This is a genomic window from Arenibacter sp. ARW7G5Y1, assembly GCF_003201775.1.
In the GTDB taxonomy this organism is placed as follows: Bacteria; Bacteroidota; Bacteroidia; order Flavobacteriales; family Flavobacteriaceae; genus Arenibacter.
The window spans coordinates 156,766-169,080 of sequence record NZ_QJJZ01000003.1; the positions used below are offsets into that span (position 1 = coordinate 156,766).

Genomic DNA, 12,315 nt, shown 5'->3' on the forward strand with positions numbered 1-12,315 from the left:
ATTTTACAATCCGCTTATAAAGCTACCGTAAACATCTTTTATTTGATAGCCTATAGTGTAACGTTGCTTACTTAGTTTTTTATGGGCAACTAGTCCCCACAACACCAATTCCTTCAAAAAATAGGTATCTTCCTTTTTTATGTCAGGTTGATATTTTGTGATCAATTGTTGAAGTGGAACAATGCTATCCAGCTTTTCCTTGTAGTCCTTATCGGTGGCATCATCCAACAAATCAAATCCTTCCCCATCAAAGAACCAACTAACCAATTCATCATAAGGACTTTCGGCATCCTTGCGTTCCAATTTATCTATCTTTGGAAAATAATTTAGGAAGAGCGACTTCACTGCATCATCTATCAATATTTCCGCAACGCTGCCCGAACCTTCCTGTTCCCCTTCGTAAACTAGTTCAATCTTACCGATTATGGACGGAATGACCCCCATAAAATCGCTCAGCCTTACCATAGTGGTTTTTTGGCCATTCTTCAATACCCGACGTTCAGCGGTACTCATTAAATTTTCGAAGGAAGTAATGCTCATCCTGGCGCTTATACCACTTTTGGCATCTACATATTCACTTTCCCTAGCCTCCCTGCTAATTTGTTCTAGGAGATCTTTGGCTAAGTCGGGCACATAAACGACTTCACTTTGACGCTTGTCCAATTTGGATTCCTGCTCCGTAATTTTACGGGCGGTTTCTATATCCTCAGGATAGTGTGTTAAAATCTGGGACCCGATCCTGTCTTTTAACGGAGTTACTATACTGCCCCTATTGGTGTAATCTTCCGGGTTTGCCGTAAATACAAATTGCAGGTCTAGAGGTAAGCGAAGTTTAAATCCCCTTATTTGAATGTCGCCCTCCTGTAAGATATTAAAAAGGGAGACCTGTATCCTTGCCTGTAGATCAGGTAATTCATTGATTACAAAAATACAACGGTTGGCACGTGGGATCATTCCAAAATGTATAACCCGGTCATCGGCATAGGACAACTTTAGATTGGCAGCTTTAATGGGGTCAACATCGCCTATTAGATCGGCCACCGTAACATCTGGGGTAGCTAATTTTTCATAGAATCGATCATTTCTGTGGAGCCAGGAGATGGGAGTCAGATCCCCGTGTTCCTTAATAGTTTCAGTGGCATACCGAGAAATGGGACTAAAGGGGTCATCATTTATCTCGGAGCCGGAGATGATTGGAATATACTCGTCCAATAAATTTACCATTAACCTTGCCAAACGTGTTTTGGCTTGTCCCCTAAGCCCAAGTAGATTAATGTTGTGTCTGGACAATATTGCCCTTTCCAGCTCCGGTACAACGGAATTTTCATAACCCCAAACCCCTGGAAAGGTAATTTCATCCGACTTTATTTTGTCAATAAGATTTGCTCTTAACTCATCCTTTATTTTTTTTGTTTTGTACCCTGCCTTTCTAAGCTGTCCTAGATTGGTAATTTCCTTATGATTCAATTTCATCTGTAAGTTTTTATAATTTGGCCATCCTGTCTACTTTGGTCGACAGGGAGTGGTGCACAACGGCTTATTCCAATTTTTTTTATCCTTAATTATCCCTTTAATCTTTTTCTTCTATTCTGTTCGTAATCCTCAAAAATCATTTCACCAAGTCCCTTTAGGCCGGTAAAGAAAGCCTTTCCCTTATTAGCTTCTGTAAAATGCCTCACAAACTGTGTTAAATACGGATCTTTGGCAATCATGAAGGTGGTTATGGGAATATGGAGTTTTCTGGCCTGTCTGGCCATGTTGTAGCATTTTTCCACGATATAATCGTCCAGGCCCACACTATTTTTATAATAGGTGCCATCGGCCAATTTAATGCAGCTGGGTTTGCCATCGGTAATCATAAAGATCTGCTTGTTCGTATTTCGCTTCCTACGGAGCATATCCATCGCCAATTGCAATCCTGCAACGGTGTTGGTATGATAGGGTCCTACTTTTAGATAAGGCAGGTCCTTAATAGGAATGGGCCAGGCATCGTTGCCAAAAACCAAAATCTCCAAGGTGTCCTTAGGGTATCGGGTCGTGATAAGCTCTGCCAAGGCCATGGCGACCTTTTTTGCCGGCGTAATGCGGTCTTCGCCATAGAGTATCATACTATGGCTGATATCGATCATGAGGACCGTGCTCATTTGGGCTTTGAATTGGGTGTCCTCCACCACTAAATCCTCCTCGCTTAAATGGAAATTGCCAATACCGTGGTTTATCTGGGCATTTTTTAAACTTTCGGTCATGGAAATCCGCTCTAAACTGTCTCCGAATTTATATTCCCTGTATTCGCCCATATGCTCATCGCCCCTACCCGATAAGCCGGTTTTGTGATTCCCCGAACCACTTCTTTTGATCTTGCCGAAAATTTGATTCAAGGCCGCTTGCCTAATAATCCGTTCCATCTTGGCGGTTATGGACAAATCTGCCTCCTTCCCCCCCGTGCCATCGCCATCACCTTCTTTGGGATCTTCTCTCAGATATCCTTTGGCCTTAAGGTCTTCTATAAAATCGTCAATGGTATAATTCTCATCGGTAAGTTCGTATTCCTTGTCCAACTCCCTTAGCCAATCCAAGGCCTCATCCACATCTCCCGAAGTATGTGTAATCAGTTCCTTGAAAATATCAAAAAGCTTTTCGAAAGGAGTTTGCTCGGGGGCTTCATAGGTAGAAAACCTAAACCCTTTTCTTTTATTAATACCCATACTATAAAATTACTTAATTTGGTCAAGACCTTTTCCTTTTTAAAGAAAACTTAACGGTTTACCTAATATTAGCATCCCTTGGATCATAAAAATCTTTCATATTACAGGGCATTTTTTAAAACTCCTCCACTTTGGATAGGGGAATTGGAAGGTTTGAGGCAATTTGTGCTTCCAGAATTAAATTTTGAAAACCTGGAGATGGGGCGGTTACCTTCCAATGTAAGGTTAGGACATAAAATAGAACACATTTTTCTAAAGCTGATCCAACACTCAACCCAATACAATGTTATTGCTCACAACATTCCCATAAGGAAGGAAAAAACAAGTTTGGGGGAAATAGATTTTTTATTGCAAGATGTTGATAGTCATAAATTTATGCATGTTGAGTTGACGTATAAATTCTATGTGGTAACAGGGGAGGCAACAAAGATTGAATGCCAATTGATTGGGCCAAACAGGAGCGACTCCTTCCTGGCCAAGAAAGAAAGGATTGTAAATCATCAGATTCCGCTTCTGAGAACTCCTGAAGCTACCTCTGTTTTGCAAGGGTTACATATAACGGCTTCGGAATTATTGCATCGGGTGTGTTTTAAATCCCAAATATTTATCCCATTTACGACGCGTGAAGTGGATTTGGCTCCCTTTAATTCCGATTGTATTTGTGGCAGATGGATTCCTTTACAACAATTTAAGAGCCCTTGGTTTTTGGAACAACGTTATTATCTACCATCCAAGCCCGAATGGCTTTTGGAGCCGCATCAAGGTGTTGATTGGTTAGGCCATAATGAAATACTGGATTTGATTTCAATTGGGTTGGAAAATAAAAAATCTCCCTTATTATGGATGCAATCAGCTGATTTTACCATTGAAAAACTTTTCATTGTATGGTGGTAGATCCAATTAAAATGGGGGAGTAATAATGGGGTATGTAACCTGTGTAAAAATAATAGAAATAGGATGTCCCAACAATATAGGCAATAATGATTCGTTTTCTTTAGACAAATCTTATAAACCCACACCTATGAAAAAAGTTTATTTGTTGTTTTTTTCATTGTTTGTCTTTTCCATGGCACAGGCAAAGGACGACTGTGAATTAATTTATTCTACCGCATCCTATGCCCTTAATCATGCTAAAAGCGCTTTAAAGGCGAACAACTTTGATCATCAGAAATACTATTCGGGCAAGGCCTTGGAGTCTTACGAAAAACTATTTAAGCTATTGGAAGGGAGTCAATGTGAAGGACTGTCGGAAAAAGTTCAGGACATTATAGCAGATGCTTTAAAGGCTGCGGAACCCGCTGACTGGGATAGAGGACGTTATTACAGTAAAAAGGTGTTCACCAGTACCCAGGACCTTATAAGTTATATGGATGGTAGGACCGAGGTTGCAGGAGTAGACGGCACAGAGTAATTATCCGGGAACAATACCTTTCCCTTAATAAAAAAAAGTCATTGCTTTTCCGGTCAACAAAATACTAAGTTGAACAGGTAAACAATGACTTTCCTTTTTTTTATGCAGTAGGGCCTTTAGCCTACAATATCCAAAGGTGCTGTGGTTTTCCAATTGCCCCTGGTAAAATCCGGAAATTCTTGTGGTGCTCCATTTTGGGCCACGGATGCTTCGCTCAAGGTACCTACGGCACTCCAATAACACCCTTCATAAACGTTCTGATCCAATGGTTGTCCATTTCTAAGGCACTCGATGATTCTATACCTCATTATAAAGTCCATTCCGCCATGTCCGCCCATTTTGGTGGCCAATTCTCCCAATCGCACGTATAGTGGATGTTCGTATTTTTCGAAAATCTTTTGCAATTGCTCACCTTCTGCCCACTCATGGTGGTTGTCCGGGCCACCTTCCACTCCACCTTCCAAGGCAATCCGGGTAGGGAAACCTGTCAAGGTTCCTTTTGTTCCTTGTATCAGGTTGTGTCTGGTATAAGGTCTAGGGCTAGTTTCGTCCCATTGTACCATAACTGTCCTACCCATGTGGGTTTTAACAATGGATGTATTTATATCCCCACCCTTAAAGTCCAACTTATTCCACTTGTGGTCTGCCGGAAAATTCTTGGCAGCGTATAGATTACGACCTTTACCTGGCGAAGAAAAGGAATTTATAAATTTGAAATTATCCTCTCCCCTGGCCAAATTCATGTATTGTGCTACTGGCCCCAGTCCGTGGGTAGGATAGAGATTACCATCGCGATTGGCATAATGATAGGTACGCCAAGACCCCGTTCCACGTTCCACTTCCTTCATTTGTGATCTTAATTCGTGGATATAGGCAGCTTCTCCATGTAGCAATTCGCCAATAACACCTTTACGGCACATATTTAAGTAGAGTAGTTCTTCCCTGCCATAGTTGACGTTTTCCATCATCATACAATGCTTTTGGGTTTTCTCCGAGGTATCCACTATGTCCCACATCTCTTGGATGGTAAGGGCCAGTGGTACTTCAACAAAAACATGGGCCCCACTTTTCATAGCTTCTATGGCCATAGGTGCATGCAATTCCCATGGGGTACAAACAAAAACGGCATCTGGCTTTTCCTTTTTCAACATCTTTTTCCAGTCGTTCTCCCCATCGGTGTACAAGGTTATTTTCTTGTGCCTGGTGCCACCACCATTTTCCTTGCATATGTTTGCCGATTTCTCGGCAAGATCTTGGTACAAATCACTGATAGCTACTACTTCTGTCCCCTCAATGGCCGCAATTTGATGTGCATGTCCAGAACCTCGAGCACCTACACCTATAAAGGCGCATTTTACGGTTTCCAATTTAGGGGCTGAAAATCCGCCCATATACTTGGCACCATATAATGGTTCCGGGGTATTATAGGGGCTGTTACCGGTGATTGAATTGGACCATGCCGGGGTCATTGCCAAACCCACACCAGCAATGGATGTTTTTCTAAGAAAATCCCTCCTATTTGATTTCATACTTTAAACTCTTGATGTTATTGATTATTCCTTGGAATTTTTGAAGATAAGTTAATTTATTTTACCAAAACAAATCAAGTTGGAAATTGCACAATTTTCGAGTCATATGAAAAATATTTAAAAACTAATGCCGAGACTCTAGAACCTTAACGATGTCCTGAAGTTTAAATCCTTTTGCCTGTAACAAGATTAGGTAATGGAACAAGAGATCGGCGCTTTCCTCCTTGAACAGTTGGTCGTTATCGTCTTTGGCCTCAATGACGACCTCTACAGCCTCTTCGCCTACTTTTTGGGCAACTTTATTAATCCCGCTTTTAAAGAGTGAGGAAACATAGCTAGGTTTAACTCCCTCGGGAATCCCGACCTTTCCCTCTGCTTGTTCTTTTCTATTTTGAATAATGCTTTCCAATTCTGATAGAAATCCAAAGGAGGTATCGTTTCTTTCGCCCCAGCAGGTATCGGTTCCCTTGTGACATGTTGGTCCTACGGGAGCCACCATTACCAATAGGGTGTCATTGTCACAATCCAATTTAATATCCACTAGATTCAAAAAGTTTCCGCTTTCCTCCCCTTTGGTCCACAATCTGTTTTTAGTGCGACTAAAGAAGGTTACTTTACCACTGTCCACAGTTTTTTCGTAGGCCTCTTGGTTCATATACCCGAGCATAAGTACATTTTTTGTAAGTGCGTCCTGTATTATGGCCGGTACTAGGCCATCGTTATTTTTGTTAAAGTCTATGTTCATGATTTTGGATTCCATTAGGGTTTTATAATCTAACCGGTATATTATTTCTTTTCAACTCTGCTTTCAAGTCCTTGATCTCGATTTCTTTGAAGTGAAACACGCTGGCCGCCAAAGCGGCATCTGCCTTGCCTTCCATAAATGTATCCGTGAAATGTTGCATATTTCCGGCACCGCCCGATGCTATAATGGGTATATTCAATTCGGTGGATAATCGGGCCAAAGCTTCATTGGCAAATCCGTCCTTAGTACCATCATGGTCCATGGAAGTAAAAAGGATTTCACCGGCCCCACGGTCTTCCACTTCCTTTGCCCAGGTAAAAAGATTTAGGGTTGTAGGTACCTTCCCTCCTACCAAGTGAACAATCCATTCCCCATTTATTTGTTTGGCATCTATGGCAACCACTATGCATTGTGATCCAAATTTGGCAACCAGGTCGTTGATCAATTGAGGATTTTTTACAGCCGATGAATTTATGGATACCTTATCCGCTCCATTATGCAGTAATATATCTACGTCTTCCACAGATGAAATACCACCGCCAACAGTAAACGGAATATTTACTTTTTCAGCCACACGCAGCACTAAATCGGCCAATGTTCTCCTTCTTTCCTCCGTTGCGGAAATATCTAGGAAGACTAGCTCGTCCGCTCCTGTTTTTGCGTAAATTTCGGCCAATTCCACGGGGTCCCCTGCATCCCTCAGGTCTACAAAGTTGATTCCTTTTACCGTTCTCCCGTTTTTGATATCCAAACAAGGGATAATTCTTTTTGTTAACATGGGGTATTTACGTTTTTGTATTTGGAGGCGAATCCAATTAATATCTTCAATGCCATTACTAGGCTGTCCCTATTGAACAGCAATAGGTTTTAAGGGTTAAATATCGAGAATAAATTTTTCCAATTGTTTTAGGCTAATTCTGTTTTCATAAATGGCCTTACCAATAATGGTTCCTTCACAGCCCAATTCGGCCAGTTTAGGGAGTTCGTCAAAAGTTGAAATACCGCCACTGGCAATTAGTTGTAATTTTGGTCCACATTCAGCCAAAATCTTGCGATACAAATCAAATGAAGGTCCTTCCAACATACCATCCTTACTAATATCGGTACAGATAACCCCTCTGATTCCTTCTTTTTGATACACCTGTATGAAGGGAACCAACTCCTCCTTGGAATCTTCCATCCAGCCAGAAACGGCAACCATCTCATTTTTGGCATCCGCTCCTAGAACAATCTTCTCTGGACCGTATTTGTTGATCCATGAAATAAAGGTTTCCCTGTCTTTTACAGCAATACTTCCTCCGGTAATTTGATTGGCCCCACTTTCAAAGGCTATCCTTAAATCCTCGTCGGTCTTGAGTCCACCTCCAAAATCTATTTTTAAGTTGGTATTGGAAGCTATTTTTTCCAACACCTTATGATTTACAATGTGCTTGGATTTGGCTCCGTCCAAATCTACTAAATGTAGGTATTGTATACCATGGGCCTCGAACTCTTTTGCCACCTCCAAGGGATTCTCATTGTAAATTTTTTTGGTGTCATAGTCTCCTTTGGATAGTCTAACACATTTTCCTTCAATGATGTCTATGGCGGGTATTATTCTCATTTTGTTTTTAATTAAGTCCCAATGGGCATTTATTTAATTGGGAGTATGTATGGTTTCGATAAAATTTCTAAGAATCCGTTCCCCTACCTCACTGCTCTTTTCTGGGTGGAATTGGGTTCCATAAAAATTATCTTTTCTCAAAGCGGCACTATATCCCAAACCGTAATCCGCTTCTGCTATGGTTTCCTTGCACAAAGGGGCATAAAAACTGTGTACCAAATAAATATGCTCTTTTTCATTGACGTTTTTGAAAAGATCGGATTTTAAATTTGTAATTTGATTCCATCCTATTTGTGGAACTTTTACCTCATTGGAAAACTTAACCACGTCAACATCAAAAATACCTAGGCCCTGCGTATTGCCTTCCTCCGAAGAGTGACACATTAATTGCATTCCGAGACAAATTCCCAGTACCGGCTGTTTTAATTTGGGTATAATCTGGTCCAATTTACTTTCGCGCAACTTTTTCATGGCGCTACTGGCTTCCCCAACACCTGGAAAAATAACTTTATCGGCCGTCATAATCCCCTCAGCATCCTTGCTCAGAATAGCTTCGTATCCCAAGCGTTGAAAGGCAAATTTAATGCTCTGTATATTTCCGGCTCCGTAATCTATTATTACTATTTTCATTTTCTTTGTCCTTCGGACAGATTTTTTGCTCACTAAGTGAGGTTTGAATATTCCGACACTTGTCTACCCCTTGCTTTTGGACAGGGCCTTGAGGCATTAGACTTTTATAATACTCCTTTGGTACTTGGAAGCACCATTTTATCCACATCCCTTTTCACGGCCATCTTGATTGCCTTGGCAAATGCCTTGAAAATGGCTTCGATCTTATGGTGTTCGTTGTTGCCTTCGGCTTTGATATTTAGGTTGGCCTTGGCTCCGTCCGTAAAGGATTTAAAGAAATGATAAAACATTTCCGTTGGCATTTTTCCTATCATTTCCCGTTTGAATTCCGCTTCCCATACCAACCAGTTTCGTCCACCAAAATCAATGGCTGCCTGTGCTAAACAGTCATCCATGGGCAAACAGAAGCCGTATCGCTCTATACCTAGTTTATTGCCCAAAGCTTTATGGAATACCTCTCCCAACGCTATGGCGGTATCCTCAATAGTATGGTGCTCATCCACTTCCAGATCTCCCTTGACCTTGATTTCAAGGTCCATTTGACCATGGCGCGCCAATTGATCCAGCATATGATCAAAGAAATCCAATCCGGTACCGATATCACTTTTTCCGGTACCGTCTAGATTGAGTTTTATAAAAATATCGGTTTCATTGGTTTTGCGCGTTATCTCCGATACCCGATCTTTCAGTTTTAAAAATTCGTAAATTTTTTCCCAGTCATTACTTTCCAGGGCTATGTAGTTATTTAATTCTTCCCTTTTAACGGATATTTCCCCTGTTCCCAAATTGGTGTTGTCGTTGATAAAGATGCCTTTGGCCCCTAAATTCTTGGCTAGTTCCACATCGGTCAGCCGGTCCCCTATTACAAAGGAATTGGCCAGATCGTATTCTTCGGAAAAGTATTCGGTAAGTAATCCGGTCCCCGGTTTTCTGGTATTGGCGTTCTCATGTGGGAAGGTCTTGTCCAGAAATACCTTATTAAAAACTACTCCCTCATTTTCAAATGATTTTAATATAAAATTATGGACCGGCCAAAAGGTATGCTCGGGAAAAATATCGGTTCCCAATCCATCCTGATTGGTGATCATCACCAATTCATAATCCAATTCCTTGGCTATTTTACCCAAATAAGTAAAAGCTTTGGGGTAGAACACCATTTTTTCAAAAGCGTCTATTTGCTCGTCGATGGTCTCTTTAATAATGGTACCATCCCTATCTATAAATAGAACTTTTTTACCAATTTTGTTTCCCTTGGTGGCATTTGTATCCGGACTCATAGTATTATGTGGTTGTTATATTCTGCAATGCATTTATTAATATCTCATTTTCCTCCTTGGTTCCAACGGTAAACCTTAAGGTATTTTCACAAAGGGGTTGGGTGGTCCTATTGCGGACAACGATACCCATTTCCAACAGTTGATTATATCTTTTGGTAGCGTCATCCACTTTGGCCAATATAAAATTTGCGTCCGTGGGATATATTTTCTCTACAAATTCCACTTGGCGCAGTACATTATAAAGGGCCTCCCGTTCCGTTAAAATATCTATTATCTCCAGGTTGACCGCATTAACATCCAAAACCCTTTCCAATGCCCGTTGTTGGGTTAGTTCGTTTACGTTGTAAGGCGGTTTAATTTTATTCAGTACGGAGATTATTTCTTCTGAAGCATAACATGTCCCCAATCTTATACCGGCCATTCCATAAGCCTTGGATAAGGTTTGGGTTATTACTAAATTGGGATAGTTCTTCAATTCCGTAATCCAACTCACTTCGCCGGAGAAGTCTATATAGGCTTCATCCACCACTACCAATCCGTTAAAATTGTCCAATAATTCCCTTACGCTGCTATTTGAAAAACTATTTCCAGTAGGATTGTTGGGGGAACACAGAAACAGCAATTTACTTCTGTTGTCGGCTGTTTTAAGAATTTCGGGCACATTGGGTTCAAAGTCCTTTGTTAATAGCACCTCCCTATTCTCTACATTGTTAATACTGGCAAGTACCTTGTACATACCGTAGGTTGGCGGCAGGCTAATTATATTGTCTTCCTTTGGTTCACAGAAAGCCCTAAAAATTAAGTCCAATACTTCATCGCTACCATTGCCCAATAGAAGTTGCCGGGAACTCACTCCTTTTCTTTCTGCCAAAACCTCCTTCAATCGTCTTTGGTGTGGATCGGGATATCTGTTTACCCCAGTTTCAAACGGATTTTCATTCGCATCCAAAAAAACCATTTTGGAACCATCCGAAACATATTCGTCCCTTGCGGAAGAATAGGGGCTTAAGCCCTTTACATTCTCCCTTACAATATTGTTGATATTGAATATTTTAGTTTTCATTCTTTCGCTGCTTTTCGCTATTTGGAAACATAGATGTCATGGTGTGCTGTACGTTTACCGCGCTTTTATCATTTTAAACTCTCCAATCTAAGGGTTACGGCATTTTTATGAGCCTGCAGCCCTTCGGCTTCGGCCATCAACTCTATGGTCTTGCCAATTGCCTGAATGCCTTTTTCGGATATTTTCTGAAAGGTCATACTCTTCATAAAACTATCCAGATTTACCCCGCTATACTGCTTGGCAAACCCGTTGGTTGGCAGGGTATGATTGGTTCCCGATGCGTAATCCCCTGCACTTTCCGGAGTATAATTTCCTATAAAAACTGAACCGGCATTGTAGGTCTGTTCCAAATAAAACTCCTCGTTTTCAACACATAGAATATAATGTTCCGGCCCGTATTCATTAATCAGATCTATGGCGGTCTGTTGGTCTTCCACGAAAATAAGTTTGCTATTGCCGATGGCCTTTACGGCTATATCCTTTCTTGGCAGGTCCTTTATTTGCTTGGCAACTTCCGTTTCAACAGCTTCTATTAGCTTTTTGGAAGTGGATACCAGAATAACCTGACTGTCCGTACCGTGTTCGGCCTGACTCAATAGATCCGAGGCTACAAATGCCGCGTTGGCAGTATCATCGGCCATGACCAAAAGTTCACTGGGACCTGCAGGCATATCTATGGCTATTCCGTATTTGGTGGCAATTTGTTTGGCAACGGTTACAAATTGATTTCCAGGGCCAAATATTTTGTACACGGGAGGTATGGTTTCTGTCCCAAAAGTCATACTTGCAATGGCTTGGATACCACCCACCTTGAATATTTTGGTAACCCCACATAGGTTGGCCGCGTATAATATGGCAGGGTGTACTTTTCCTTCCTTGTTGGGAGGGGTACATAGAATAATCTCCTTACATCCGGCAATGTTGGCAGGAATGGCCAACATTAAAATAGTGGAAAACAAAGGGGCCGTACCGCCTGGTATATACAATCCTACTTTTTGAATGGGCCTTTTTTCCTGCCAGCATTGCACGCCATCTGCAGTTTCTACCGTAATTCTTTGGGTTTTTTGGGCCCTATGAAATTTTTCAATATTGTTTTTAGCTTGTTGAATGGCTATCTTTAAGTCCTTGGAGATTAATTCATTGGATTCCTCTATCTCCATGGGAGCAACCAAGGCGTCTTGTAGGTCTACACCATCAAATTTTTTGGTGTAGCTCCTAACCACGGAATCCCCACCGGACTGTATTTCCCTAAAGACTGCATTGACAATTTCCTCTATATCGGCTACAGATTGTGTAGGCCGTTTTAAAACAGTCTTCCATAGTGCCCTTTCCGGATTGTATATCTTGTTCAT

At 41.3% G+C, this 12,315-nt stretch carries 12 protein-coding genes; 2 read left to right on the forward strand and 10 right to left on the reverse strand.

The genetic code is table 11. The annotated features are described in order from the left end of the window. Positions 1-3: 3 nt before the first annotated feature. Both C7972_RS05825 and C7972_RS05830 read right to left on the reverse strand, forming a co-directional pair. Positions 4-1,473 (reverse strand): magnesium chelatase, encoded by a 1,470-nt coding sequence (locus C7972_RS05825; RefSeq protein ID WP_110355282.1) that lies wholly within the window; start codon positions 1,471-1,473, stop codon positions 4-6. A gap of 89 nt (positions 1,474-1,562) precedes the next feature. Continuing rightward, positions 1,563-2,705 (reverse strand): VWA domain-containing protein, encoded by a 1,143-nt coding sequence (locus tag C7972_RS05830; protein ID WP_110355283.1) that lies wholly within the window; start codon positions 2,703-2,705, stop codon positions 1,563-1,565. A gap of 78 nt (positions 2,706-2,783) precedes the next feature. On the opposite strand from C7972_RS05830, the gene C7972_RS05835 reads away from it, so the two are divergent. After that, positions 2,784-3,599 carry a DUF1853 family protein gene (locus tag C7972_RS05835; protein ID WP_110355284.1) on the forward strand — a complete coding sequence of 272 codons (816 nt, stop codon included), beginning with the start codon at positions 2,784-2,786 and terminating at the stop codon, positions 3,597-3,599. A 127-nt stretch (positions 3,600-3,726) separates the two neighbouring features. Beyond that, positions 3,727-4,116 (forward strand): hypothetical protein, encoded by a 390-nt coding sequence (locus C7972_RS05840; RefSeq protein ID WP_146216276.1) that lies wholly within the window; start codon positions 3,727-3,729, stop codon positions 4,114-4,116. A gap of 116 nt (positions 4,117-4,232) precedes the next feature. Here the strand turns inward: C7972_RS05840 and C7972_RS05845 are convergent, their stop codons facing one another. The 8 genes from C7972_RS05845 to hisD all read right to left on the reverse strand — a co-directional run bounded on the left by C7972_RS05845 (position 4,233) and on the right by hisD (position 12,315). Then, positions 4,233-5,645, reverse strand: a complete 1,413-nt coding sequence (locus tag C7972_RS05845) for a Gfo/Idh/MocA family protein (RefSeq protein ID WP_110355286.1) — start codon at positions 5,643-5,645, stop codon at positions 4,233-4,235. A gap of 124 nt (positions 5,646-5,769) precedes the next feature. Beyond that, positions 5,770-6,405 (reverse strand): bifunctional phosphoribosyl-AMP cyclohydrolase/phosphoribosyl-ATP diphosphatase HisIE, encoded by a 636-nt coding sequence (gene hisIE, locus C7972_RS05850; RefSeq protein WP_258364785.1) that lies wholly within the window; start codon positions 6,403-6,405, stop codon positions 5,770-5,772. 7 nt (positions 6,406-6,412) lie between these two features. After that, on the reverse strand, positions 6,413-7,168 hold the full coding sequence (gene hisF, locus C7972_RS05855; protein WP_110355287.1) for an imidazole glycerol phosphate synthase subunit HisF: 756 nt from the start codon (positions 7,166-7,168) through the stop codon (positions 6,413-6,415). Positions 7,169-7,264: 96 nt separating this feature from the next. Then, positions 7,265-7,993 (reverse strand): 1-(5-phosphoribosyl)-5-[(5-phosphoribosylamino)methylideneamino]imidazole-4-carboxamide isomerase, encoded by a 729-nt coding sequence (hisA, locus tag C7972_RS05860; protein ID WP_110355288.1) that lies wholly within the window; start codon positions 7,991-7,993, stop codon positions 7,265-7,267. A 33-nt stretch (positions 7,994-8,026) separates the two neighbouring features. Further along, the gene (gene hisH, locus C7972_RS05865; RefSeq protein WP_110355289.1) at positions 8,027-8,623 is read right to left on the reverse strand and encodes an imidazole glycerol phosphate synthase subunit HisH; all 597 of its coding nucleotides are present in this window, start codon (positions 8,621-8,623) and stop codon (positions 8,027-8,029) included. A 104-nt stretch (positions 8,624-8,727) separates the two neighbouring features. Next, positions 8,728-9,900 carry a bifunctional histidinol-phosphatase/imidazoleglycerol-phosphate dehydratase HisB gene (hisB, locus tag C7972_RS05870; protein ID WP_181422834.1) on the reverse strand — a complete coding sequence of 391 codons (1,173 nt, stop codon included), beginning with the start codon at positions 9,898-9,900 and terminating at the stop codon, positions 8,728-8,730. Positions 9,901-9,904: 4 nt separating this feature from the next. Beyond that, positions 9,905-10,963 (reverse strand): histidinol-phosphate transaminase, encoded by a 1,059-nt coding sequence (hisC, locus tag C7972_RS05875; RefSeq protein WP_110355290.1) that lies wholly within the window; start codon positions 10,961-10,963, stop codon positions 9,905-9,907. Positions 10,964-11,031: 68 nt separating this feature from the next. Then, complete coding sequence (gene hisD / locus C7972_RS05880; RefSeq protein WP_110355291.1) at positions 11,032-12,315, reverse strand: histidinol dehydrogenase; 1,284 nt, start codon at positions 12,313-12,315, stop codon at positions 11,032-11,034.

What these genes read in the sequence shown, in the direction of transcription:
- C7972_RS05825 (WP_110355282.1), bottom strand. Translation starts at nt 1,473, where the DNA reads ATGAAATTGAATCATAAGGAAATTACCAATCTAGGACAGCTTAGAAAG.
- C7972_RS05830 (WP_110355283.1), bottom strand. Translation starts at nt 2,705, where the DNA reads ATGGGTATTAATAAAAGAAAAGGGTTTAGGTTTTCTACCTATGAAGCC.
- C7972_RS05840 (WP_146216276.1), top strand. Translation starts at nt 3,727, where the DNA reads ATGAAAAAAGTTTATTTGTTGTTTTTTTCATTGTTTGTCTTTTCCATG.
- C7972_RS05845 (WP_110355286.1), bottom strand. Translation starts at nt 5,645, where the DNA reads ATGAAATCAAATAGGAGGGATTTTCTTAGAAAAACATCCATTGCTGGT.
- hisIE (WP_258364785.1), bottom strand. Translation starts at nt 6,405, where the DNA reads ATGGAATCCAAAATCATGAACATAGACTTTAACAAAAATAACGATGGC.
- hisF (WP_110355287.1), bottom strand. Translation starts at nt 7,168, where the DNA reads ATGTTAACAAAAAGAATTATCCCTTGTTTGGATATCAAAAACGGGAGA.
- hisA (WP_110355288.1), bottom strand. Translation starts at nt 7,993, where the DNA reads ATGAGAATAATACCCGCCATAGACATCATTGAAGGAAAATGTGTTAGA.
- hisH (WP_110355289.1), bottom strand. Translation starts at nt 8,623, where the DNA reads ATGAAAATAGTAATAATAGATTACGGAGCCGGAAATATACAGAGCATT.
- hisB (WP_181422834.1), bottom strand. Translation starts at nt 9,900, where the DNA reads ATGAGTCCGGATACAAATGCCACCAAGGGAAACAAAATTGGTAAAAAA.
- hisC (WP_110355290.1), bottom strand. Translation starts at nt 10,963, where the DNA reads ATGAAAACTAAAATATTCAATATCAACAATATTGTAAGGGAGAATGTA.
- hisD (WP_110355291.1), bottom strand. Translation starts at nt 12,315, where the DNA reads ATGAACAAGATATACAATCCGGAAAGGGCACTATGGAAGACTGTTTTA.